Source organism: Mesorhizobium sp. CNPSo 4684 (assembly GCF_057784315.1).
This window is the reverse complement of sequence record NZ_JBWLUX010000031.1, coordinates 52,702-76,229: the sequence shown is the minus strand read 5'-3', so window position 1 is coordinate 76,229 and position 23,528 is coordinate 52,702. Positions and strand designations below refer to the sequence as shown.

20 protein-coding genes and 1 pseudogene are annotated in these 23,528 nt (G+C 61.2%); 1 reads left to right on the top strand and 20 read right to left on the bottom strand.

The window, feature by feature from the left end:
• Positions 1-24: 24 nt before the first annotated feature.
• Both AC04SG_RS25390 and AC04SG_RS25385 read right to left on the bottom strand, forming a co-directional pair.
• Entirely contained in the window at positions 25-2,148 is a 2,124-nt protein-coding gene (locus AC04SG_RS25390; protein ID WP_488553273.1) for a ParB/RepB/Spo0J family partition protein, read from the bottom strand.
• Between the two features lie 337 nt (positions 2,149-2,485).
• Positions 2,486-3,448 carry an ArdC family protein gene (locus AC04SG_RS25385; protein ID WP_488553272.1) on the bottom strand — a complete coding sequence of 321 codons (963 nt, stop codon included), beginning with the start codon at positions 3,446-3,448 and terminating at the stop codon, positions 2,486-2,488.
• Positions 3,449-3,935: 487 nt separating this feature from the next.
• Between AC04SG_RS25385 and AC04SG_RS25380 the strand changes: the two genes are divergently transcribed.
• Positions 3,936-4,217, top strand: a complete 282-nt coding sequence (locus AC04SG_RS25380) for a helix-turn-helix transcriptional regulator (RefSeq protein ID WP_192250478.1) — start codon at positions 3,936-3,938, stop codon at positions 4,215-4,217.
• Positions 4,218-4,562: 345 nt separating this feature from the next.
• Here the strand turns inward: AC04SG_RS25380 and AC04SG_RS25375 are convergent, their stop codons facing one another.
• The 18 genes and pseudogenes from AC04SG_RS25375 to panC all read right to left on the bottom strand — a co-directional run bounded on the left by AC04SG_RS25375 (position 4,563) and on the right by panC (position 23,510).
• Positions 4,563-5,819, bottom strand: coding sequence for a tyrosine-type recombinase/integrase (locus AC04SG_RS25375; RefSeq protein ID WP_488553271.1), 1,257 nt, complete (start codon positions 5,817-5,819; stop codon positions 4,563-4,565).
• A gap of 891 nt (positions 5,820-6,710) precedes the next feature.
• Entirely contained in the window at positions 6,711-7,061 is a 351-nt protein-coding gene (locus AC04SG_RS25370) for a hypothetical protein (RefSeq protein WP_488553270.1), read from the bottom strand.
• A 132-nt stretch (positions 7,062-7,193) separates the two neighbouring features.
• Positions 7,194-8,069 (bottom strand): MurR/RpiR family transcriptional regulator, encoded by an 876-nt coding sequence (locus tag AC04SG_RS25365; RefSeq protein WP_488553269.1) that lies wholly within the window; start codon positions 8,067-8,069, stop codon positions 7,194-7,196.
• A gap of 971 nt (positions 8,070-9,040) precedes the next feature.
• Positions 9,041-9,433: a transposase gene (locus AC04SG_RS25360; RefSeq protein ID WP_488553268.1), complete on the bottom strand. Its 393-nt coding sequence runs from the start codon at positions 9,431-9,433 to the stop codon at positions 9,041-9,043.
• 103 nt (positions 9,434-9,536) lie between these two features.
• Positions 9,537-9,884, bottom strand: a pseudogene (locus tag AC04SG_RS25355) (transposase); the annotation flags it as partial.
• A gap of 105 nt (positions 9,885-9,989) precedes the next feature.
• Positions 9,990-10,271, bottom strand: coding sequence for a DUF2274 domain-containing protein (locus AC04SG_RS25350; protein WP_488553267.1), 282 nt, complete (start codon positions 10,269-10,271; stop codon positions 9,990-9,992).
• A gap of 13 nt (positions 10,272-10,284) precedes the next feature.
• Positions 10,285-11,502, bottom strand: coding sequence for a TraB/TrbI/VirB10 family type IV secretion system protein (locus AC04SG_RS25345; protein WP_488553266.1), 1,218 nt, complete (start codon positions 11,500-11,502; stop codon positions 10,285-10,287).
• A gap of 11 nt (positions 11,503-11,513) precedes the next feature.
• A complete protein-coding gene (trbG, locus tag AC04SG_RS25340; protein ID WP_488553265.1) occupies positions 11,514-12,542 on the bottom strand; it encodes a P-type conjugative transfer protein TrbG in 1,029 nt (342 codons plus the stop codon).
• Positions 12,532-13,263 (bottom strand): conjugal transfer protein TrbF, encoded by a 732-nt coding sequence (trbF, locus tag AC04SG_RS25335; RefSeq protein WP_488553264.1) that lies wholly within the window; start codon positions 13,261-13,263, stop codon positions 12,532-12,534. The genes trbG and trbF overlap by 11 nt, the downstream gene beginning before the upstream one ends.
• Complete coding sequence (gene trbL, locus AC04SG_RS25330) at positions 13,264-14,586, bottom strand: P-type conjugative transfer protein TrbL (RefSeq protein WP_488553263.1); 1,323 nt, start codon at positions 14,584-14,586, stop codon at positions 13,264-13,266.
• A 36-nt stretch (positions 14,587-14,622) separates the two neighbouring features.
• Positions 14,623-15,348 carry a P-type conjugative transfer protein TrbJ gene (trbJ, locus tag AC04SG_RS25325; protein ID WP_488553262.1) on the bottom strand — a complete coding sequence of 242 codons (726 nt, stop codon included), beginning with the start codon at positions 15,346-15,348 and terminating at the stop codon, positions 14,623-14,625.
• Entirely contained in the window at positions 15,345-17,795 is a 2,451-nt protein-coding gene (gene trbE, locus AC04SG_RS25320) for a conjugal transfer protein TrbE (RefSeq protein WP_488553261.1), read from the bottom strand. Before trbE ends, trbJ begins: the two co-directional genes overlap by 4 nt.
• The gene (locus tag AC04SG_RS25315) at positions 17,789-18,061 is read right to left on the bottom strand and encodes a VirB3 family type IV secretion system protein (RefSeq protein ID WP_488553260.1); all 273 of its coding nucleotides are present in this window, start codon (positions 18,059-18,061) and stop codon (positions 17,789-17,791) included. Before AC04SG_RS25315 ends, trbE begins: the two co-directional genes overlap by 7 nt.
• On the bottom strand, positions 18,058-18,369 hold the full coding sequence (locus tag AC04SG_RS25310; protein WP_488553259.1) for a TrbC/VirB2 family type IV secretion system protein: 312 nt from the start codon (positions 18,367-18,369) through the stop codon (positions 18,058-18,060). The genes AC04SG_RS25315 and AC04SG_RS25310 overlap by 4 nt, the downstream gene beginning before the upstream one ends.
• Positions 18,370-18,380: 11 nt before the next feature.
• Positions 18,381-19,349, bottom strand: coding sequence for a P-type conjugative transfer ATPase TrbB (gene trbB / locus AC04SG_RS25305; RefSeq protein WP_488553258.1), 969 nt, complete (start codon positions 19,347-19,349; stop codon positions 18,381-18,383).
• On the bottom strand, positions 19,346-19,759 hold the full coding sequence (locus AC04SG_RS25300) for a CopG family transcriptional regulator (protein ID WP_488553257.1): 414 nt from the start codon (positions 19,757-19,759) through the stop codon (positions 19,346-19,348). Before AC04SG_RS25300 ends, trbB begins: the two co-directional genes overlap by 4 nt.
• A gap of 116 nt (positions 19,760-19,875) precedes the next feature.
• Positions 19,876-21,906 (bottom strand): conjugal transfer protein TraG, encoded by a 2,031-nt coding sequence (locus AC04SG_RS25295; protein ID WP_488553256.1) that lies wholly within the window; start codon positions 21,904-21,906, stop codon positions 19,876-19,878.
• A gap of 710 nt (positions 21,907-22,616) precedes the next feature.
• Complete coding sequence (gene panC / locus AC04SG_RS25290; protein WP_488553255.1) at positions 22,617-23,510, bottom strand: pantoate--beta-alanine ligase; 894 nt, start codon at positions 23,508-23,510, stop codon at positions 22,617-22,619.
• Between the last annotated feature and the right edge of the window lie 18 nt (positions 23,511-23,528).

The window sequence follows — 23,528 nt, the reverse complement described above, 5'->3', positions numbered from 1 at the left end:
CGATGGGCGCGGAAGGAAAACGGCCTACTCGGCGGCGTCTAGCTGTTTTTCTTCCTGGTCGACCAAAGCGACATCGTTGTCACTTGCCAGGAACTCAGGCAGGGCTTGATCTTCGTCGCCAGCGTTGGTGTCGACTGCTTCGGCATCACCGTCGACAAGCCGCAGAGGCTCGGGCAGCCAGCCACTATCGGCGAGCAGGCGTTCGGCTTCCTTGGCCATGTCGCCCTTCTTGAGGTGATCGATGAGCTGGGAGGCGCGCTCGCCGGCACCCTCGCGAACGGCTTCGAGGATACGCGCCTTGGTGACGCGGCCGAGATAGTTGCCGACAGTGGGGCGCCATCCGGCGGCGATCATGTCGAGCCCAACTGCCCGGGCAAGGTGATCGGCATCCGCAAGGCGCTGCTGGACGCCGTGCGCCGAGATGGCGCCGTTACCGTAGCGATCAGCCCTTTCGTATAGGGCGTTGACGCCGAAGGATGCGCAATGAGCGAACAGCTCAGTTTGCTCGGTACCCGTGAGTGCAGAGAGCGCGTCCCACAGGTCGGCGACGTCCGTTGGAAGACGCTTTTCCCAGGCCTCGTGGCGGGCCTGGATCGAGCGCGCATACGTCGTATCCCGAAGCCCTTCGGACTGGACCGGAAAGACGGTGCCACGGACAAAGACTTCCATCGCAACGCCTTGCGCGCTGAAGCGAGAGAAACCGTCACGGACGAATTTGTGAAGCACGGCCAGAAAAGCGGTTGCGGGATCGTTTGCGAGCTTGTCGCGCAGAGCCAGCGTGCGATCCGCGGTCAGTTCCATGATGAGCCGATCCGGCAATGGCTTGTTGCCATCCTCCTCATCATCGTCCGGGTCGACCGGCTGGCCACCGATGGTGATGATGGCCCGCTGAACCGAACCCGTCGCCTCGACGTCGGACCCGTCGACGTCGGGATGGTTGTCACCCTCGGGCGTAACCGGCGCCTCATCTTCGGGCTTTACGTAACCGCGCTCCACGAGAAGCGCTCCGTCGGTATCGATGCTGACGAAGACACCCGCACGCGCGATTTCCGCAGGATCGAAGTGAACGGGACGCGCCTCGATCGACTTGATCGCCGTTTCGATCTCGCCAAACCGCTGGTCGACGTCATCCGGCAACTCGTCCGCCTCCTCGTACTGCGCCTGAAGCTTGTCGAACTCTTCACGCAGCGCATCGAGCGTTGCCTGTTCGTCATCTGTGAGTTCGATCGGCGTGCCCTCAAGCTCGCGCAAACCGCTTGTAGCGCCATAGGGGAAGCTCACCGCGACTTCGATCCACTTCCAGCCCTCATTGGCGATCTCGCCGGCCATCGTCTTTAGCTTGCCACTGACGAGCCGTTCAAGCAGCGGGACGTCTTGGAGCCACCCGCCATCATCAGACTGGAACAGATCGCGCAGCACTTCGCCGCCTGCCGCCTCATAGCTTTCGAGGCCGACGAATACGGCCCGCTTGTCGGATGCACGAACCGTCCCCTCCGTCAGCATCCGGCGGATCTGGTAGGGTTCCTTCGACCAGCTGTTCTTGATCGCGTCCCAGACCTGCTCCTGTCGGGTGTGGTCGCTGCTAACGGAGAATGCCTCGAGCTGAGCGATCGTCATGCCGTCATCGGCGTAAACGTCGAGAAGCGCCGGCGATACGGTTGTGAGCTTGAGACGTTGCTTGACGATGTTGACCGAGATGAAGAAGGCGACTGCGATCTCCTCCTCCGACATGCCCTTGTCGCGCATATCCTTGAACGCGCGGTATTGGTCGAGAGGATGAAGCGGAGCGTGTTCAATGTTCTCGGCAAGAGAGATCTCCGCGGCGGCTATCGGACCGGACGAATTTCCCACGACACAGGGAACGGACGCGGTCTTCGCGAGACGTTTCTGGTTCACAAGCATCTCGAGCGCGCGATAGCGGCGCCCACCGGCGGGGACCTCGAACATTCCGGTCTCCTCGCCGCCGGCATCGAGCACGGGACGAACATGAATGCTCTGGATGAGACCGCGGCGGGCGATCGAGGCCGCGAGTTCCTCTATTGAGACGCCGGCCTTGATATGTCTGACATTGGTCTGGGCGAGCACCAGCTTGTTGAAAGGAATATCGCGCGAAGGCGACAGGGTGATCTTCTGAGCAGCGTTGGCCATCAAGGTTTCTCCACGACGGGCCGCCGAGAGCCTCTCTCTCGGCCTTGAACCCGTCACGAAATCCCTCCAACCCTCTCCCTCTCCTACCAGCACGAGCCGGCACGCCGTTGTTCGACAACCGAGCCGGCACCGCAGGCACGCTTGGAAAGGCTTGTGGCCGTCAATGCGGTTTCAGCATGACCGATAACGAGAGGCGGTCGATGAAACGCGGCTAGCAGTTGATACCTATGCCGATCGGCAGGGCCGCGCGTGCAATCCGGAGGCGGAACTCTGTGAATTCAAAGCAGCCGGTCCGTGATCGACGGGACCGCGCTTGCTCCGGTCGCGTCAACGAAGGTTATGCTGCCCTTCTATCGTTGGCCGCGTCCACCTCGATGGATGCTCCGACCTCTTGCGGCAGATGGCCAAGAAGCCACTCCGCCGCCTTGCTGGCCTGGCTGGCGGCACGAACGATGGCGCGACTGTCCTCGCGCAGAACCTCCAGCCATGAGCCGATATAATCCGAATGCCGAACCGTGGGTACGATGCCTAAGGCCGCGCAGCAGAAGGCCGCGTTGATCTCTGCCACGAGTTCTTCGAACGCATATTTTCTGGAGGCGGTAGAGCCGGAGAATTTGCGATCCAGGCGTGAACTGTGACCAGTGGCATGTCCAAGCTCATGCAAGGCTGTCCGATGCCAATTGATCGGCTCGAAGAAAGCTTGGGGCGGAGGCACCTGGATATAATCGTGGGCAGGCACATAGAACGCCCTGTCGCCGCCAATACGGAAGTCGATACCGGTGGCCTTGATCAGCGCCTCGACCCGCGGTTCGATCGGGCTTGCCACCGACAGCGGGGCCGAAGCTGCGACTTCGTCAGGTAGTCCTTCACATTGCTCGACGTTGAAAACGGTGAAGCGCTTGAGGAACGGTATGGCTTGAGCATCCTCGCCCGTCTCGCGAGCGCGCTTCTTCTCGTGATCCGGGACAAAACGATCGGCATAGACGACCGTTATCCCGTGCTCTCCTCTGCGGACGTTCCCGCCGAGCGCGAACGCCTGTCGATAGGTTATCCAATTCTGTATTGGGAACCCGTGTTCGACGACAGCACCCCAGAGGATAAGTACATTGATCCCGCTGTACGTGCGATGCGTGCTGGCATTCCGCGGCAGGGAAAGCGACGCTTTTATCGCAGACGTCCCCCATGGCTGAACCCAAGGAAAACGACCCGCTTCCAGCTCGGCAATTATCTTGCCAGTGATCTCGTCGTAGAGGTTCGGCCGGTCGGCGACGGCATGCGTTCGATTGGTCCGGACAGACATCGCGGTTCTCCGCCACGGGCGCCGAAGGCCTCTCCTTCCGCTTTCAACCCGTCGCGAAAACCCGCCCTCCTCTGACTCTCCGTCGGGAGAGCCGCTGCTCTCCCGACCAACGTAAAAAAGGGCGTACAAGGCGGAAGCTCCGAAATGTCCGTCAGCGGGAATAAGTCAGTTCGGTGCTGGAGCAGGTTCGTGGCCCTGAGACCGGTTCAACAGGGCGGCCGAAGGAGCATCAGCATAGCGCCGCCGTGAGGCGGGATGCGGGACCGACCGCCCCCGGCGAAGGGCGCCATATGAAACTTTGCTCGCTAACCTGACCGCAGAACAGGAAGCGATCCGCCGCGCATGACGTTCGATCCGGGCCACAGCTAACCCTCACCGGCCGATATGTACGAAATGACCGCCCTGCATACGCTTGCCGGCTTTCCCCATTTCCATCCCTGAAGACCATCACCTTCAATTGTCTGCCTAGCGATGGAGGAATGGCGCCATGACTGGTCCCGGGAAAAGTGCAACAAAGCGGACGATCCGCCGCAAGGAGCTGCGCGAAATCGTACCTCTGGCCGACACCACAATCTATGAAATGGAACAACGCGGGCAATTTCCTCGACGCTTCGCTCTCACCCCTCGGTGCGTGGTTTGGGATCTGGCCGAAGTAGAAGCCTGGCTACAGGCTCGCAGGGCAGTTCCGATCCCCCGAGCGAGTCCTCCTGATGTGCGTTTACGGAAAACCTCGCCGGTCAGAGCACGAGATCGGGCACAAATACCGTAAGCATCTAGGACCGATCGTCACGGTGCGGTGTCGATGATCAATCTGTTCGGGCACATTTGCCGCTGCGGCGGACGCATGGCGCCTCAAAGCCCACTGAGCAAGTCGCTCCAGCACCCGGTTTGGACTCCAGGTAGGCGTCCATGAAACCAGGTTGAGGGCCGTGAACGTCGAAAGCCGCTAACCCGACATCCGGCACATCAGTGGTGACCATCTATCCTGCCGAAGATCAGCGATGCTCATGTCGGCACGATCACGCCGGCGGCATGTGCCGTAGACTCCACTGCGGGCTGCAACCGTCGCTCATGCCCAATTTTCCAAGCATTCCGCCGGCGCGGGCTCGTCCAGTTAAAGCGCCGGATCAGGCTCCAAGATCGGCATCGACGGCGGGATCAGTGTCGGCACATGTTTCTTGCCACCGACCCAGGCATCGACGATATCCGACCATTCCTGCATCATGTGGCGGCGTTGCACCTCATATTCGGCCTTGTTGTAGACACCACGCGACGAGCGCCCGTCTTCGTGTGCCAAGCATTTCTCGATCCAATCGCTGTTGAAACCAAGTTCATTCAACAGCGTCGAGCCCGTTCGCCGCAGGTCATGAACCGTAAACGGCTCCAGAGGCAGCCCCTCGGACTTCGCCCGCTCGACGACCGCGTAGGTAACGCGGTTAAAGGTGGCGCGCGACATCGGAGCATCCGCATCGTACCGCGATGGAAGAAGGTATCTGGAATTCCCTGCACAGGTCTTCAGGGCAATCATAATGTCGAGCACTTGGCGTGACAGGTAGACGTTATGCGCCTTCGATCGCTTCATGCGTTCTTTCGGGATCGTCCAGACCGCATTCTCGAAATCGACCTCGTCCCAAACCGCGTCCTGCAGCTCGCTCTTTCGCACCATGGTGAGCAGATAAAGCCGCATTCCCAAACGGATCGTGGGAAGTGTGGGGATGTGCTCGAGTTGCTTCAGCATCACACGAATTTCCGAGGCCGACAGCGAGCGGTCCTTTGGCACGAAAGTCGCAATTGATGCGGGTGCGACTTCATCGGCAGGGTTGGCGACCTTCTCTCCATGCAGGATCGCAAAGCCATAAATCTGTTTCACGATATCTCGTACGTGAATGGCTGTCGCCGGAGCCCCACGTTCGACGATGCTGCCGCATAGGGCTCTTAGATCGTCCGGCGTGATCTCAGTCAGGAGTCGATTGCGCCAGGCCGGAAGCAGCTCTCGCTCGAAGATGGAACGCCGCATGGCGCGCGTACTGTCGGCCATCGGCGCGGCGGTGAGCCACTTCTGCCCGAACTCGCCAAAACTCTTGGCCTCTTTCAAGCGGCGCTTCTCGCGCTGCTTCTCGATGGCCGGCGATCGTCCCTCGCGAACAGCGCGCTTCGCGTCGAGGCACTTCTCCCGGGCCAAAGCGAGCGAGATGCCGTCTCTGCCATATCTGCCTAGATAGACCGTTTCACGGCGTCCATTCAGCCTGTAATCCAGCCGAAACGAGATCGCGCCACTCGGCATGACGCGGATGTACATGCCGTCACGGTCTGCAATCTTGTAGATTTTCTGTTTTGGTTTCAGCGCCTTAAGGGCGGCATCCGTCAGCATGCCTACTGCCTCCTGAAAAAGTACCGTCAGTACAATTTTGAGGCTTCTTGGCAGAAAATTCCTTTTTTCTTCAATGCCTTATGGGGCAAAAAAGTACCGTCACCAGCCTCATTGACCGTGACGGTACTCAGAAAATTTCGGGTGGGCAATATGTACGCGACCCGTTAGTCGGTCTGTCACAACCAATCTCTGCGTGCCGATTGTCGCTGATTGTCTCTGAAAGGATTTATCTTTGTTTTCAGTACGTTACGTCGCAGATTGGCGTAGGTTCGGCGGCGTTTGAGTGGGTCTGAATCATTCCCACTCGATGATCAACTAGAGCGATATAACGTTGATTTTATTTAAATATGTATGCTCAATTGCAGTGTCATACCGTCAGAAATACCGTCATATTGCCAGGCAGTTGAAACGCGGTTGCCGCGTGTACATTTTTGACTACATCGTTTCAAATGACTCCCCCCGGATTGTCTTCGTTTACCAGACACGGCGGAAAAGCTGAACAGACCTAACACAGGCCGCGCTTTTTTACGGAGGCGAAATCACATCTCGCGTGCTTCGTTTTTGTAGAATAGGTTGAAGCTGGAGTAATTCTTTCAGACACATCAACACCTATCCTGGGCTGATGTCGATCTCGCCGACATTCTTGGCGCGTTCCGTAAGGCCAAGACCGACTGCTTCTTCGATCGGTCAATCTACTGCGCCGAGATTTTCCACCTACGAACAAAACATACGTGCGATCAACCGCTCGATGAAGATGCTTGTGGTATACATGGCGACAACATGCCACTGGATTGCGACGTGAGGACTCCTGCCTGAGGCCGCAGAGCTGCATTGCCAAGGGTGCTGCGGTCATCAGTAAGTTCATGAGCAGATAGGAGACAACCCCGCAGATCACTGCCGTGATGAAGCGCGGCTGGCGGGCGATGACACCGGGGCGGCCGCCCGCGACTTCCACCTTGATTGGCGTCGCAAGGCCATCAGCAGCAGCGCCGAAATCGCCGCCAGGGCCGCCTGAGCAAGGTAGCTCGCCGCGAACATGAGCGGCATCCAGAGATACATGGTGTTGTTGACAAGCTGCGGCCCGATCACGCGAGCCAAGACCCCGCCCACCATAACCAGATACAGGCCGCGCAGACGCCGGTAAGCGGGTACGCAGTCTGCCGCCGCGAGGTTCTTTTCAGTGATCCGTTGGCCGGCTTGACTGACGCTCCGCTGGGTGGATTCACGAATTGCGTTGACCAAGTCGCTTTCGTTTTCCCCAAAGCTCACTCGGTGCCGACGCCCCGATGTATGGGCGTCGGACGCACGACCTTGGGCATCATTGTTGCAGACAGCCTGGCCGCCGTCAGCCAATCCGACCGTACCTTTCGGAGGTTATCGAGGGGGCTTCGAAAAAATGCCGAAAGCAGTGAGCTGCTCTTCCGACTGTCTTATCCTTTCTGCGGCATCCGTTTCGGACCGCACCGCCGTCAGTGCCACCAGAAGCTCGACGGCGGCGAACGCCGGTGCCATGCTACGAAAGAAAGACTGCGAATTTGACGTAACAATAATTGTCTCCCGCGCGATCCGCGTCAACGGAGACACGCTGCTGTCGGTGATTGCGAGCACGCCGATGCCCTGCCGGACCGACTGGCGCGCCACGTCGATGGTCGTCCGTTCATAAGGCGACATGCCTACAGCCAGAAGCACGTCGCCACGTCCGGCGTGTTGGAGCTCATCCAGGCCATGTCCGGCCATCCCGCCGAGAAGCGTCACCCTGCGATCGCCGCCAGCCACAAATGAAATGATCTGAACGAAGTGGCTTGCAACCGGGTGGGCGGAGCGTGCACCGAGAGCGAACAGATTGCGAGATCGGGCAAGGAGGTCGGCGGCGGCGACCAAATGTGAGGCATTGCCGAAGTCACCCAATTTTGAAATCTGGGCTGCGATAGCTCCGGCAACGACGCCGGCAGTCGAATATCCCCGATCACCATGCTGTTCGGTCCCCTGTCGCGCCGGCTCACCGGTAATTGTTTCTCGCAGCGCGCGTGCATAAAGGGTGCGCATATCTTCGTAGCCTTGCAAGCCAAGCCCTCTCGCCAGCCGCATCATCGTGGTGTGCGAAACGCCGGCCTGTTGCGCCTGCTCGCGCATCGACATCAGTGCGACATCCTTGGGATGATCGAGCACAAAACGGGCGGCGACACGCAGTTGCGCTGGCATGTTCTCGAATCGTTCGACTAACAGCTCCGCCAAAGGACCTTTTTCCATTCTGAAATACCCCATTCAGCCGCTTCAAACTTCCCTTGGCACCGCCGCGATCAGGCACGTTGCCAAACCGGGGATATGTGTCACGCGTGCAGCGGGGCGTCGCTTAGAACCCCGCGCCGACATGAGGGTACGATCTCGACCGCCCTCCGAGCGCCTTCATCTACGTTGTTGCCGCTACCTCGACCTCGCCGTGACCCGAATGTCGTCCCGTCTACCTGATCGCCCAAACACGACCTGCGGAATCCTCGTTTAGGTGATGCTCAAGGCCGCTTGGGCCGCATCCTCCTATCGCAGTACGGGGGCGCGCATTGCGAAATTTGGATCGAGTGGATCGGGGTTGCGAAATGGGTCGATGATAGCCCTCCGAACAGCAGTGTTTTGGCTAGCCTTGGCGTTGGCCTGTTATTTTGCCCAGCTTTCGAAAAGCTGACGACTGTTAAGGATTCACAATGAGCATTGACAGCGCAGCGTTCTCTCGAAAAATCCGCCGTCGGTGGCGGGCCGAAGCAAGCGGCACTGTTGCGTTAACCTCGGCAGGTTAATCTAAAGTGGAATCGAGGAGCCAACCTGTTGTCGACCTCGCGTCCGGGAAGTTTTGGCGCTCAACAAACAATCGCGCGCCAACCAACGGAGCAGAGCGCAGTGATCGGATCGGAGGATCTGCGGGGTCGATAACCGTCGGGAAGACCAGGTGTCTGGCGGCCCTGGGCGCGAGTTGGAGTTGAGGGGGGAATCGTGTCCCTCAGAGAGACGAAGAAGCCAAAGGCGGCGATACAGAGACTGGCATGGTGATGGAAGCCCCGCCACCGGCCTTCGTAGTGGCCTAGTCCCAGCTCCTGCTTGAGCTCCTGATAGTCTCTCGATCCGCCAACGCGGCTTGGCGGCGTGGACCAGCTGGGTGATCGTAGCGTTGGCGGGCAAGGTGGAGAGCCAATACTTGCTCGGCTCGACCTCGCCTTCAGGCCATTCGATCAGGAGCCACTCTTGGGCGTGAGCCTCGGACCGATTGTAGTCCCTGGAGTCGGCCGCAAGCGTACGGCGGCGAGGCGGGAATTGAGTTCAGTGTTGGTTCCTTCACGCCAGGCGACCGTGCGCCAAGCCTCAGCTTCGAACTTCTCGGCCAGGGCCTTGGCCGAGATCGGCTTGGTGATCGTCGGTTCGGCCGACCCGGAACGGCGGCCGGCCTCTTCCGCTCCAAGGCTTGGGGGTGGCAGAGGACTCTCGCCAGGACGCCCGACGCTGAGTGTGGGATGAACGCCGACCACATAGGTCAGATTGAGCTCGGACAGGCCCGCGCGGAAACCGCCGTCGGCGCCATATACGGCGTCGGCCAGAACCACGCCGGGCGCGACGCCCTCGGCCATGGTCATCCTGATATGTTCGAGCCCGAATCTGCGGCTTGGTCTGGAACATGATCTCTGCAGGAATCTTGGCCTTCTCGCGCTGTTCCGGATCCTCCGCCCAGCTGTGCGGGAGATACAATTCGTAGGCGATCAGAAGCGAGGCTGCGTCATTTGCGATCGATAAGCTAACCACTGTCTGACCGTTGTCCTGCTTGCCCTACTGGCCGCAACACTGGCGCGCTACGCCCACTGAGTGATTGCCCTTCTTGGAAAAGCCGGTGTCGTCGACGATCCACGCCCGGATCGGTCCACGCTGCTCGATCTGTGGAAGAACCCAGTCGCGAACCCGTGCCAACAGGACCGCGTCCGACCACGGCGCCTGTCCCACGAAATGCAGCAGAGACTGATGCTTGGCCGCCATCCGCGATGGCGCCGTGACGGCCGCCAACGGCTCCACGCTCTTGCGCTCCATCGGCATCAGAAGTCTCAGGTCGACGACAGCAGCTTTTGCGCTCAGGAAACTTCCCGGTGCTGCCGTTCATCATTATCTCTACTCAGACAAGCCGAGCCGCCCATGCTACGCATTGTCTAATGTTGAAGCTGATTGCCTTCGTGGTTTCTCCGACACGCCGGCTCCGCCCGGCAGACCTTCTTTCCTCGCCTTGGCAAACGCCCGGTCGCCTTCCAGGAACCCGACTAGCATAAAGGGGATGAGTTCAGCCACGGTTTCGGACTCGCCATAGGTCTGACGGTAAAGTGCGGCATAATCGTTCAGCGCCTGGTTTAGATCGGCGCTGACGGTGATGGTGATCTTGGACGGTGTGCGGTCCGGAAGCTTGCCGAGTTTCAGGTTCGCCATGAACTGCTCCTGTTTACCCCGTGTATGGCCGCAACACCAAATCCTTGTGCACGATGACGCGCAACGGCCAACCAGGGCGGACCGTGATCGTGGGTTGGATGTTCAGGTTCTTTTCGGTGATGCGTTGGCCGGCTTGGCTGACGTTCTGCTGGGTGGATTCACGAATTGCCTTGACCAAGTCGCTTTCGTTTTCCCCGAAGCTCAATTCCGTGCCGACGCCGAGCAACGTGGCGAGAGCAACGCCCTTGATCAGCTGCCATGTGTGGAAATCCACCTTGTCCTCCAGCCCTGCATAGCCGGCGGCGTCCGTCGCTGGCAGATTGTCGATTTCGATCGATGACCCGTTGGGCATTATGATCCGTTGCCAGACCAGCAGCGCGCGTTTCTGGCCAAATGCGACAACGCTGTCATAAGTGCCGATGAGGCGCGAGCCTTGCGGGATGAGCAAGGTGCTGCCGGTGACTGTGTCGTGCACATTCTCGGTAACCTGCGCGACGACAAGGCCAGGCAAATCGGAATTGATGCCAGTGATGAGGCTTGCCGCGATCACGCTGCCGGCCATCAGCTGATAGGGCGAGGCCGGCATCTGCAGCGCATGCGGATTGTAGATCCCTGTCGTGCTTTGCTGGCTGACAAAATCGAGCTTGCGCTGTTGGTTGTTCTGATCGCCCTCCGCTGGCGCCACGGAAGCCGGCGCATTTACAGCACCGGATTTGGGAAGCATTCCATCAAATGGCGAACGCGTCCCTTGCCCGTTGCTGACAGCAGCCCTTTCCACGAGCCGAGTTTCAAGCCGGAAAAGGACTTGCGACTCGCGCGCCTCGATCGCCTGCTGGGCAAGCCGCTGCTCCTCGGCGGAGACCTCTTGCCCCGGCGCGATGCCAAGCTGGCGCTGGTGCTCAAGAATCGGCCGGCCGAGATCGCCAGGTAGCGGCGGGCCAAGCACCGGAACCTTCGGCTGGATCCCCGAGTAGTCCTTGGGCAGAGTTTCAAGTCCCTCGGCCGTCGGCTTGCGGTCGGCGCTGTAAAGCTCCTCCGCCTGCTGCTTCAGGCGCAGTGCCGGTCCTTGCAGCGCCATCATTGTGACGCCAAAGATGGCGCCGGAGCCAACAGCTGCGATCGCGACGATTATGCCGCGCCTGAAGCGCACGGCGCGGCGCGGCGCGGCGCGCAGCTGCAGCTGTTCCGGATCGAGCTTGGGCGGAGCATTGGGGCGAGTGGTCTCGGTCATGAGCGCTCCTCTTACCTGTCGAGGCGCGAAAACAACGACACCCGCCGCGGTGATTGCCGGCCATCGGTCCTCGTAATGCGCACCACCTGCTGTTGCTTGGTGCCAAGCCGCAGCTCGGCCGCGGCAAAGAGGCGATCGACGATGTAGTAGTTGGCGCGCATGCGATAGTTGACGAGCTGATTGTTGCCGTCGGCGCCGACGATGAAAAGAGGCGGCGCCTCACCCTGATCGATGCGGCGCGGGAATTCGATGTAGACCTTGCTGCCGTCGTCGAAGGCGCGAATCGGGCGCCATGCCGGCGTGTCGCCGGTGATCGAATAGCGGAAGCGGATGTTTTCGAGGGCGACATTTGAGGCAACGGGCGTGGCAGCCTCGGCTTCAGCGTTGCGGCGGCGAAGCGCGATGATCTGGTCTTCGCTATAAGTCCAGGAGATCGCCGCCATGGCGGTCTTGTCCGTGCTTTGCAGCTGTAGGTGATAGCTTCGGCGATCCGTCGTGATGACCAGATTGGTGGCAAGCCCCGGCGCGAAGGGTTTGACGAGCACATGGGTGCGCTGGTCGTCGCCGGAGCCGCTCGTTGTGTCGCCGATCACCCAGCGGACGGTGTCGCCCGCCGATACTGAGGTCAGCTTCTCGCCTGGCTGCAAGGCGATATCGGTGACGCGCTCCGGCGCGGCGTAGAGCTGGTAGAGTGCGCCATCGGCAAAGGGATAGACCTGCACCGCGTTGACATAGCCAAACTTGGTGGGTTGCTGCGTCGCCGCCTTGTTGGCATCGGCGACCCGTTCTTCGGGCGATCGCTTGTCTTCGGCGACTTTGCCGGGCTCAGGCTGCAACTGGCCGGGCAGCGGCAGAGGCTTGCGCACCTCAACGACCTTGACCGGCGGCTGCGGCGCCTTCTCGACCGCCGCCGGTTTGAAATCAGCCGCGTCATAGGAGATCTGCGGGGGCGGCACCGGCTTCGAAGCACAGGCCGACAGAACCGCGGCCGACGCCGACAGCATCAACGCAGCACGAAACGATGGGGCTCTATTTGTCATTGGCGGGCTCCTTCGGGGAAACGGACGTCGGCGCGGCACTGTCGAGCTCGCGCGACCAGTCGATGGCGTTGATGAAGACGCCGAGCGGGTTCTTGCGCAGCTGATCGGTGTTGTTCGGCGGGCGGATCACGATGGTGAGGATCGCGGTCCAGCGCGTCGTGCTGGCGAGGCTGCCACGCTCAAACACCTGCTCGGTCCATTTGACCTGGAACGAGGCGTCGGACGCCCGGACCACGCTGGTCACCTGCACGGAGACGCTGCGCGTACCGATCTGACCGAAAGGGTTATTGGCCTTCGCATATTCGTTGAGGAACAGCGCTGCTCGGTCGGTGGCGAAATCGTAGGCCGAGAGCCAGTTCTGCCGCACCAGCACCGCATCGGTGGAGATAGAGCGGACATTCTGGATGAAGCGGCCGAGATGCCAGGCGATCTGGGCATCGTCTGGCTGGTAGTCTTGATTTGCCGGCGCGACGGCGCGTGTTTCGCCGAAACGGTCGACCTCGACGACGTAAGGCACAACACGTCCCTGTGTCGATTGCCACAAGAGCCCACCGGAAAGCCCCATGGCCATTGCCAGGCAGCCAAAAGCCATCAGCCGCCAGTTCCTGGCCTGGACGCGCGCGGTGCCGATGCGCTCGTCCCAGAGTTGGCCGGCCTTCTGATAAGGTGTTACGGCCTCGGGCGTCTTTCCGTAACGCTGAACGGGTCGCTTGAAGAGCATCTAGTCTTCCTTGTCGTTGAGAGAGGGATTGGCGCCGCTTCCGCCCCGATCGCCATCGCGCAGCGCCTGCGTGGCGGCATGGCGATGAGCACGGGCTGTCTGTTCGGAACGCAGACGCCTTGCCCATGCCGGCGCCGCGACTGGATCCGCAGCAGTGGAACTTCCGGTCATCGAGCTGGTCGGCGTGCCGCCGGTTGCTGTCCAGGCGATCTCGCGACCGGCATCAGCGCTGCGCCGGAACGGTTCTGCTGCGGATCGCATGCCGCGCATCGCGGCGCCGCCAGCGGCACTCGCAACGCCCTGCAGGCCGCCAGCTAAGCCAGAGAGACCGGACTCGGGTGATGTTGCACGCCCCATCTGCCATGCCGTGGAAGCAGCCGATACCATAGCCGTGCCGGCACGGAGGGCGGCGAGACCGCCGCCGGTTGCCATGCGCGCGCCGGCGAAGGTAGCGCCTCCCGCGACGAGCGCTGACCCGGCGGCGGCCGCGGTGGTGCCGAGCGCGGCGCCCGCACCAAGCTGCGGCGCGCCGGAAACAAGACCCGAGGCAATCCCTGGCCCAAAAATACCGAGACCAAGCAGCGCCAGTGCTCCGAGCACCTGGGACATGGCCGCGGCCAGGTCCGGCTCCTTGCCCTGCAGCGCGGAGGCGAATTCGCCGAACAGCGTCGAGCCGATGCCGACGATGACGGCAAGCACCATCACCTTGATGCCCGACGAGATCACATTGCCGAGGACGCGCTCGGCCAAGAACGCCGAACGGCTCCAGAGCGCGAAGGGCACCAAGACGAAGCCGGCGAGCGTGGTGAGCTTGAACTCCAGGATGGTGATGAACAGCTGAATGGAAAGAATGAAAAAGGCGATCAGCACCAGGAACCAGGCCAGAAGCAGCACGAAGATGGTGAGCGCATTGCCAAAGATCTCGGGGAACCCGACCAACTGGCTCGCTTGATTGAGCAGCGGCCAGGCGCCTTCGAAGCCGGCCGCTGCAATGCGGCCTGGCCGCAGGAGACTGTCGGCCGATAAATTGCCGGCCGATGCGTTGATGCCCAGCCCGGCAAAGGAGCGGTAGATGATGTCGGCGAGATTCTTGAAATTGTTCAGGATGAAGGCGAAGGCGCCGACATAGAGCACTTTGCGGACAAGCCGGCCAAGAATGTTGGGCTCGCCGCCGAATGCCCAGACCAGGCCCGCCAGTGTGATGTCGATGCCGATCAGGATGGTGGTGAGGAAGGCGACGTCGCCCGAAAGCAGACCGAACCCGCTATCGATATAGCGGGTAAAAGTCTCCATGAAGCGATCGATGACGCCGAGATCATTCATGTCGCCGCCTTCCTCGTCGTCTTGAAGAACTGCTGATCAGTTACCGGGATAGGCCGTACCGGTGCCCAGGAAACGCTTGGTCGTCTGGCGGGCGGCTTCCTCGGACTGCGCCTTGCGCGCAGCATCCTCGGCCTCGGCCCGGAACTGCGTCGCGAGCAGCGTCTGGATCTGCATCTGCTGCTTGGTCGAAAGCGCGATCAGCTGGTTGGTAGCCTGGCTTGCCTCAAGCGCACCGGCAGCACCCTGGCTGCGGTTGACGAGATCGGTAAGCAGATCGCCATCGGCGCGAACGTTCGCGACGATCCGCGATTGCGCGCTCATGGTCTGGCGAAATGCCTGCATGGCGTTTTGCCAGCGCTCGCGTGCGGCGCTCGCCACGTCGCTGACCTTGATCGTGGCGTCGTAGGTTTCCGGATATTGCTGGCGCCACTGGTCCTGGAGCTTGTCGAGATCGAAGCTCAGGCCGCTGGCCTGGGTCATCAGACCGTCGATCCGCTGCAGCGAGCCGGTGAGCTGGCCCACGGATGAAAAATCCAGGCGCTGAAGGTTGCGCGCCATGTTCTGTAGCATCGTCGCCTGATTCTGCAGAGACTGTATCTGGTTGTTGATCTGCTCCAAGGCGCGGGCGGCCGACAGCACATTTTGCGTATAGTTCGATGGATCGAACACTATCAGGGCGTGGGCCGGCTGGACGTAGTCGGCCAACGGTTTGGCGATCAGCGAAACGGTGACGAGACTGGTGAAAAGGCGACGTCCTATCATGGCGATTGCTCCTTGTTAGGTTGAGGGAATTGCTGGAGAAGCTCGGCAGCCCAATCGAGGCCGCGCAAGCTGAGGAAGCGGGCGGCAAAGCTTTCCTGCCCGTCTTCAGACAGGATGTTATCGATCAGGGTCTGCGTGGCCGGATCGGAAGCGCCGCAAAGCGCAAGAGCGATGGGTCCCAAGCCCAGCTCGAAGAGGCGGTTGCCACGGCGCGACTGCAGATAGTAATGGCGCTTCGGCGTGGCGCGGGCGACCAGCTCGATCTGGCGCTCGTTCAGGCTGAAGCGCTCGTAAGCTGCTCGCGACTGCGGCTCGACGGCACGATCATTGGGGAGAAAAATGCGCTGGGGGCAGCTCTCGATAATTGCGGGCGCGATCGACGAGCCAGCGATGTCGGCGAGCGATTGCGTCGCGAAGATCACCGACACGTTCTTCTTTCGCAGCACCTTCAGCCATTCGCGGATGCGAGCGGCAAAGAGCGGATTGTCGAGATAGACCCAGGCCTCGTCGAGCATCAGCAGTGTCGGCCGCCCGTCGAACCGCTCCTCGAGCCGATGGAATAGATATGTGAGCACCGGCAGCACGGCTCCTTGGGTGTGCATGAGCTCCTCGGTTTCGAAACACTGCACATCCGAGATGGCGAGCCGATCATCGTCCGCATCGAGCAGCCGGCCGAAAGGACCGTCGAGCGTGTAGGGCATGAGCGCCGACTTCAGCGCGTTGGACTGAAGCAGCACGGACAGGCCGGTGAGCGTGCGTTCCTGCGCCGGCGCCGTGGCAAGGCTGGTGAGGGCCGACCAGATCGCTTCCTTCACTTCAGGCGTGACGGTGACGTTCTCATGGGCAATGAGGCCGGCGATCCATTCCGCCGCCCAGCTTCGGGTAGCGGGGTCGCTAATCTTGCGCAGAGGCTGGAAAGCAAGCGCACCACCGGCACCAAGGGCATGATGTTCTCCGCCCATGGCAAGGGTTGCCGCGCGCGCCGAATTGCCCTTGTCGAAGACATAGACCTGGGCACCGGCGTAACGCCGGAACTGCAAGGCGATGAGCGCCAGCAGCACCGACTTACCGGCGCCGGTTGGCCCGACAATCAGCATGTGGCCGACATCGCCTATATGGGTGGAAAGCCGAAACGGTGTCGATCCGCCGGTTTCGGCGAACAGAAGCGGTGGGGCCTCTCGCCCAGTGACCTCGGCAAGATGCTCGTTGTCCGCTAGGCCCGCCCACACAGACGACAGCGGCATGAGATGGGCAAGGTTCAGCGTGTGAACAAGCGGCTGGCGAACGTTGGCGTAGACATGACCCGGCAATGAGCCAAGCCACGCCTCGACAGCATTGATGCTTTCGCGGATGGTGGTGAAGCCGAGCCCGTTCACGATGCGCTCGACGGCACGAAGTTTTTCCGCGGCGGCTTCACGGTCCTTGTCCCACACCGTCACCGTCGTGGTGAGATAGCCGAAGCCGACATGATCGCCTCCAATCGCCTGGAGCGCAGCGTCCGCATCGAGCGCCTTGTTGTCGGCATCGCTGTCGACGAGCAGAACCGGTTCGTTGGTCACGACCTCCCGCAGGATGGCGGCGATCGATTTGCGCTTGGCGAACCACTGCCGCCTGAGCCGCGTCAGCGTCTTGGTGGCCTCCGTCTTGTCGAGTGGGATGAAGCGCGTCACCCAGCGATAGGCGAAATCCTGGTGATTGAGCGCATCGAGAACCCCTGGCCGGGTGACGTTGGGAAAGCCGCGGATGGTGAGCGTGCGCAGATGCTGCTCGCCCAGCACCGGCTCCAAGCCGCCGGTAAGCGGCGCGTCGACCAGCAGCCCGTCGAGATAGATCGGTGTTTCCGGCACGGCGACCGGATGGCGCTGGCTCGAGATTGTCCCGTGCAGATAAGTCAGCGTCTCGGCATCATCGAGCGCGCGCACCTCGGGCATGAAGCCCGAAAGAAGATCGAGGACGCGATCGGTCTCGTCGCGAAACCGGACCAGTTCCTGGCGCCAGTCTCTGGGGCTGCCAGCGTGATGCGCGTCGACGAGCGCGCTTTGCGCTCGCGCCTGGCCATCCGGCGGCGGCATGAAGACCAGGGTCAGATGATAGACGCTCTCGAAATGCGCGACCTTGCCCTCGAAGGCCGCGCGCCGTTCCTCATCGACCAGCCAGGACGCGGCATCGGGAAAAGCCGAGCTCGGATAGCCCAGCGCTTCAACGCGGTCGGCCTCGAAGAACAATGCCCAGCCGGAGCCAAGCCTTCTCAGCGCATTGTTCGCTCTCGCGCAAATGCCGATGAGCTCAGCTTCCGTCGCGCTTTCAAGGTCAGGGCCGCGAAACCGCAACGTCCGCTGAAAGCTGCCGTCTTTGTTGAGCACGATGCCGGGCGCGACGAGTGCTGCCCAGGGCAGATGATCGGCAAGCCGGTCGGCGTTGCCGCGGTACTCGGAAAGGTTCAGCATACAAGCCAGCCCTTCTGACGGAGGTGGCGGACAAGCACGCTGGCGAAATCCGGATCGCGGCGGGCGGCAAAGACCGCGAGCGTGTGTCCGGCGATCCAGAGAGCCAGACCGGCAATCCACTGCTGCAGGCCAAGCCCGATTGCGGCGGCCACCGTGCCGTTGAGGATCGCCACCGCCCGCGGCGCACCGCCGAGCAGGATGGATTCGGTCAGTGCCCGGTGGACGGGCACTTCGAAGCCTTCGATATGCTGCTCTGCGGTGCTCATCCGACGAGTGCTCCGCCGCCGAAGGAGAAGAAGGAGAGGAAGAAACTCGAGGCGGCGAAAGCGATCGACAGCCCGAAGACGATCTGGATAAGCCGGCGGAAACCGCCTGCCGTGTCGCCGAAGGCAAGGGTGAGGCCGGTGGTGATAATGATGATCACCGCGACGATCTTGGCGACCGGTCCCTGCACCGATTCCAGGATCTGCTGCAGCGGCTGTTCCCACGGCATGCCGGAGCCGGCCGCGTAAGCCGGGGCTGTGAGAACAAACGTGAGCGCGGCGGACGAAAGAAAGCGAAGCTTCTTGCGCATGAAGTGACCTCTCAAAACTGCTGGAGTTGCGGAAGCGTGAGTTGGGTGACGGCGTAGTCGCCGCTCCCATCGAGACCAGTGACCTCGGCGATCGCGTCGATGCGGCGCGCGGTGCCGCGTCCGGCGATGAAGACGATGAGATCGACAGCGTCGGCGATGAGGCGACGAGGCACGGTGACGACGGCCTCCTGGGCGAGCTGCTCGATGCGATAGAGGGCCGAGTGCGCTGAGTTGGCGTGAACCGTGGCGATGCCACCGGGGTGCCCCGTATTCCAGGCCTTCAGCATGTCGAGGGCTTCAGCGCCCCTGACTTCGCCGACGATGATACGATCGGGTCTAAGTCGCAGCGTCGAACGCACGAGGTCGGCAAGCGTCACCGAGCCCCGCCTGGTCCTCAAGGCAACGCAGTCCTTTGCAACGCATTGCAGTTCGCGCGTGTCCTCGATCAGGATCACCCGCTCATCGCAATCCGCGACTTCTGCCAGCAGCGCATTGGCAAGCGTGGTCTTGCCTGACGACGTGCCGCCGGCGACCAGGATGTTGCGCCGTTCCCGGACCGCCTTCCTCAATGCATCGGCCTGCAGCGGCTGCATGATGCGGTCGGCGACATAGTTTGCCAGCGTGTAGAGTTTTGCTGCCGGCTTGCGAATGACGAAACAAGGGGCCAGAACGACAGGCGGCAGCAACCCCTCGAAGCGCTCGCCTGACGGCAGTTCTGCGCTGACGATCGGGTTGTCCGAATGCGCCTCGGCACGGACGTGGGATGCAACCAGCCGGATGATGCGCTCGGCCTCGGAAGGGTGCATGTGCACGCCGGTTTCGACCCGGCCATCGCCCAGCCGGTCGAGCCTCAGCGCGCCATCGGGATTGACCATCACCTCGATGACCAATGGATCGGCGAGGGCCTCGCTGATCGCTGGCCCCATGGCGGTGCGCAACATGGCGCGACGGCGATGGTCGGCCTCGGGATGAGAGCTCATTGTTCTCCTCCCTTGCTGTCGTCATTGCCAAGCGAGCGCTTGCCGGATGCAATTTGACGGCCGACCTGCTCGACGAACTTGTCGAACCGCTCCTGGGCAATTGCCTGCGTTGCCTTGTCCGGAACCGGCGTGTGGGCATGAAGCGTGATCGAAAAGCGAATGAAGAGAACTAGGCTTTCCAGGACCATCTCGGCATCGCGCCTGACATGGCCGAGATCGCGGGAAAGACGGTCGAGCCGTTTGCCGTAGCGCTGGTCGATTTCGTTCTCGCCGCGTCGCTCGATGAAGGCCTCGACCGCTTTTGCAACGATGGCCGATTTGGTGGTCGAAGGATTGCGGCTGAGGGTCTCGAGTTTCTCGCTTAACCCGGGCTCAAGCAGAAATTGATGGCGAATGCGCTGGGACTTCATGCAGCTCGTTCCGACAGACCGGTGCTGATGCGCCGGCGGGAACGAGCATCATCGAGATCCGCAAAATCGCTTATGGGCGTTATCTACGCCGAGATACGCCCGAGCCGCAAAACCGCTCAGAAGCCGGGGACGATATCCTTCTCGTCGCCCCTGCCCTCGTTGATGCCGTAGGCACGCGCCGCAGCGGAAATCCGGTCCATCACGCGCTTGTCGGCGAGCGCTTCGCTATCATCGTCGGCGGGCATGAACAGGTCGTCCTGTTGTGGATCCTGGCCGACGGCGGTCTGTTCTTCGGGCAAACCAGGATGGCGTTGCTGCTGGACGCCACCTTCGTCTTCGATCGTCGCGCCGGCGCTTTCGTCGTCGGCGGCTAGGCGGTGGTCAACGCTGCAGACCTGTCCAGACCAATCGTCTTGGCGCGGCGGAAGGCAGTCTCCGTAGGCACCCTCATTTAGAACCGGCGCAGGCAACACGCGCTCGGTGAAATTCCGATCCTGGTAGTAGCGGAGCTTCTGCGCGCGGATCGGCGGCAGGCCGGAAACCAGCACAAGCTCCTCCGAAGGCGGCAGTTGCATCACTTCGCCCGGCGTCAGCAGCGGCCGGGCAGTCTCCTGGCGGCTGACCATGACGTGGGAAAGCCAGGGCGCCAGCCGGTGACCGGCATAATTGCGCATGGACCTCAGTTCCGTGGCTGTGCCAAGTGCATCCGAGATGCGCTTGGCCGTGCGCTCGTCATTGGACGAAAAGGCAATGCGCACATGGCAGTTGTCGAGAATGGCGTTGTTCTCGCCATAGGCTTTCGAGATCTGGTTCAAGGATTGCGCGATCAGATAGGCGCGAATGCCGTAGCCAGCCATGAAAGCGAGTGCGGTCTCGAAGAAATCGAGGCGCCCGAGCGCCGGAAACTCGTCAAGCATCATCAGAAGCTGATGCTTGCGGCTCTTCTTCGGATCACCCTCCAGTCGCTCAGTCAAACGGCGGCCGATCTGATTGAACACCAGCCTCACCAGCGGCTTGGTGCGCGAGATGTCCGATGGCGGTACGACGAGATAGAGCGACATCGGCCGCTCGGCGTCCATGAGATCCGCGATGCGCCAGTCGCATGCCGATGTCGCCGCAGCCACGGTCGGATCGCGATAGAGCCCGAGAAACGACATAGCCGTCGAGAGTACACCGGAGCGCTCATTCTCAGACTTGTTCAGCACCTCGCGCGCTGCGGAGGCCACGACAGGATGGACCCGGGGCTTGCCCGCCGGGCCAAGGTGGTTCGTCGTCATCATCCGCTGCAGCGTTGCGGCAAACGAGCGTTGCGGGTCCGACAGGAAGGTGGCGACGCGGGCGAGCGTTTTTTCCTCCTCGGCGTACAGGACGTGCAGAATGGCGCCAACCAGCAGTGAGTGACTGGTCTTTTCCCAATGATTGCGCCGTTCCAGAGCACCCTCTGGATCGACGAGGATATCCGCGATGTTCTGGACGTCGCGGACCTCATTCGATCCCTTGCGCACCTCCAGCAGCGGGTTGTAGCGCGCCGATCTCGGATCGGTCGGATTGAACAACAGGCAGTGCGAGAAGCTTGATCGCCAACCGGAGGTCAGCTGCCAATTCTCGCCCTTGATGTCATGAACGACGGCGGAGCCGGTCCAGGAAAGAAGCGTGGGGACAACCAATCCAACGCCCTTGCCTGAACGAGTCGGAGCAAACGCCATGACGTGTTCGGGTCCGTCGTGTCGCAGATAGTGATCCGTTAGCTTGCCAAGGAAAACACCAGCCGGCTGAAACAGACCTGCCTTGTCCATTTCCTGCTTAACGGCCCAGCGGGAGGAACCGTAGGTGGTGACCAGTCCGCGCTGCCGCGCGCGCCAAAGAGAGGTCGCGATCGCTGCCGCACAACCTATGAACCCGCTGGCGCCGGCGAGCGCGCCTGCCTTGTCGAATATCTCGGGCGCGTAGGCTTCAAAGTGGAACCACCATTCGAACAGTTTCCAAGGCTTGTAGATTGGCCAACTGCCCAACACGACCCATGGGTCGCCAAGCTGCGGCTGATAGCCGAGCATGTGAGCGCACCACTGCGTTGCTACCCAAATGCCAATGATGACGATGGCGAACACAATTGCGATCTGGCCAATCAGTAGCTTCGTGGGTGTCATGAGCTTGGTCCGCTGTTTTGCGGATCAAGTTTCGCGCTGCACGAGGGGAACTTGAATGCACCCTACGTACGATCGGGCGCTATCAACGATGTGCAATGCCGTTAGCGGTAATTTGCCTTTTTGTGCGGCTTTCGAGTGAAAATGCGGAAAGCGGGCCTGCCGCCATTGGTGGTTTGGAGAATGATAATCAGACCACGTAGGGTCTTCGGTATTGTGGCGATCACTTTGCCATCGCTAATCGTTCTTGCACGGATGTCGTTTGTGCTCCGTGTCGGATCGCCAGCTATTGCTGCCTTTGGCAAGTTGGGCAGCGGACAGGCTTGGCGTCTCCGCCTTTATCACCACAGGTCGATAGTCTCGGTACCAACTTACTGCTTTTGGTGGCATTGTTACCTGTCAGTGTGATTTATTGGGTAGTAATGCGCAAGCGCGCCACTGAATCTGTGCCGCCCCGTTGGCGATGTTGCTATATGCCCCATGCTAGAACTGAGGCTACTCATAGCACGCGTTTTTCCGTGACCCTCAACAGAATGACAGCACGCTGGTCATGAAGAGTTAGATGACGGCGACCACGCTCAGATTTCGACCGCTCTGGAATTAGTCGCCATCCATTTGAACCGAGAGAAGCTCCTGCTCGCGGCCCACCGTGAGGCCTGACGGGGGCGGTTGTAGGTCCCAAAATCGAAAGTAGCTAATTGTGATAAGCGGCCCTACGCCGCGATTGTCGCTAGGTTGAACGCGCCGAGAACCTTTTGTCCAGGAGCAACGCTCACATTGTCGATCAGTCGCGTAGGTCCGAGCCAGGCCGCGGCGAGCAGCCGTGCAGGACGGTCCAGCGCCGCCATTGGCACCAGATCCTGGTCGGCACGCAGTTCGAGATACTCCACGCGTTCAAAACCAGCAGCAAGAATGGCCTCGCGTGCGACAGCAAGAGCGCGTGCAACGGGTTCTCCCGCTGTCAGATGCCCGCTCGCTTCAAAGAGAATTTCGGCCAGTCGCGGCGCCGCCTGGCGTTCGGCCTCGCCCAGCCGGGCGTTACGGGATGACATCGCCAATCCATCGGATGCCCGCACGGTCGGGCAGGCGACGATCTCGATCGGAATGTCGAGGTCACGGACGAGTTGGCGCACCACATGCAATTGCTGAAAGTCCTTCTCACCGAAGAAAGCGAGATCGGCACCAGTCTGTAGAAAAAGCTTCGTCACGACAGTCGCGACGCCGTCGAAATGGCCGGGCCGGAACTCCCCGCATAGGCCTTCGCTCACCCCACTTACCGAAACGGTTGTGGCAAAGCCTTCCTGATACATGTCCAGCGCAGCCGGTGCGTACAGGATGTGAGCGCCGACCTGCGCCAGCTTGACGGCATCGTCATGTTCTGTGCGCGGATATGCGTTGAGATCGGCGGTGCTGTTGAATTGCTTCGGATTGACGAACAACGTGACGATTAAGCGGTCGGCTTTTGCGAGTGCGGCTCCCACCAAGCTGAGGTGCCCCTCATGCAGGGCACCCATCGTTGGTACGACGGCAACCTTCAAGCCCTCTCGGCGCCACACGGCTACGATGCTGCGGACTTCCGCAACGGTCCGAACGATAGGAATGCTCATGCCGCTCCTCCTCTGGCT

Coding starts and splice junctions, on each gene's coding strand:
- AC04SG_RS25300 (WP_488553257.1), bottom strand. CDS start 19,759: ATGAAGTCCCAGCGCATTCGCCATCAATTTCTGCTTGAGCCCGGGTTA.
- trbF (WP_488553264.1), bottom strand. CDS start 13,263: ATGCTCTTCAAGCGACCCGTTCAGCGTTACGGAAAGACGCCCGAGGCC.
- AC04SG_RS25350 (WP_488553267.1), bottom strand. CDS start 10,271: ATGGCGAACCTGAAACTCGGCAAGCTTCCGGACCGCACACCGTCCAAG.
- AC04SG_RS25310 (WP_488553259.1), bottom strand. CDS start 18,369: ATGCGCAAGAAGCTTCGCTTTCTTTCGTCCGCCGCGCTCACGTTTGTT.
- trbG (WP_488553265.1), bottom strand. CDS start 12,542: ATGACAAATAGAGCCCCATCGTTTCGTGCTGCGTTGATGCTGTCGGCG.
- AC04SG_RS25385 (WP_488553272.1), bottom strand. CDS start 3,448: ATGTCTGTCCGGACCAATCGAACGCATGCCGTCGCCGACCGGCCGAAC.
- panC (WP_488553255.1), bottom strand. CDS start 23,510: ATGAGCATTCCTATCGTTCGGACCGTTGCGGAAGTCCGCAGCATCGTA.
- AC04SG_RS25345 (WP_488553266.1), bottom strand. CDS start 11,502: ATGACCGAGACCACTCGCCCCAATGCTCCGCCCAAGCTCGATCCGGAA.
- trbJ (WP_488553262.1), bottom strand. CDS start 15,348: ATGATAGGACGTCGCCTTTTCACCAGTCTCGTCACCGTTTCGCTGATC.
- trbL (WP_488553263.1), bottom strand. CDS start 14,586: ATGAATGATCTCGGCGTCATCGATCGCTTCATGGAGACTTTTACCCGC.
- AC04SG_RS25390 (WP_488553273.1), bottom strand. CDS start 2,148: ATGGCCAACGCTGCTCAGAAGATCACCCTGTCGCCTTCGCGCGATATT.
- AC04SG_RS25365 (WP_488553269.1), bottom strand. CDS start 8,069: ATGGAAAAAGGTCCTTTGGCGGAGCTGTTAGTCGAACGATTCGAGAAC.
- AC04SG_RS25380 (WP_192250478.1), top strand. CDS start 3,936: ATGACTGGTCCCGGGAAAAGTGCAACAAAGCGGACGATCCGCCGCAAG.
- AC04SG_RS25295 (WP_488553256.1), bottom strand. CDS start 21,906: ATGACACCCACGAAGCTACTGATTGGCCAGATCGCAATTGTGTTCGCC.
- trbB (WP_488553258.1), bottom strand. CDS start 19,349: ATGAGCTCTCATCCCGAGGCCGACCATCGCCGTCGCGCCATGTTGCGC.
- AC04SG_RS25315 (WP_488553260.1), bottom strand. CDS start 18,061: ATGAGCACCGCAGAGCAGCATATCGAAGGCTTCGAAGTGCCCGTCCAC.
- AC04SG_RS25360 (WP_488553268.1), bottom strand. CDS start 9,433: ATGGCCGAGGGCGTCGCGCCCGGCGTGGTTCTGGCCGACGCCGTATAT.
- AC04SG_RS25375 (WP_488553271.1), bottom strand. CDS start 5,819: ATGCTGACGGATGCCGCCCTTAAGGCGCTGAAACCAAAACAGAAAATC.
- trbE (WP_488553261.1), bottom strand. CDS start 17,795: ATGCTGAACCTTTCCGAGTACCGCGGCAACGCCGACCGGCTTGCCGAT.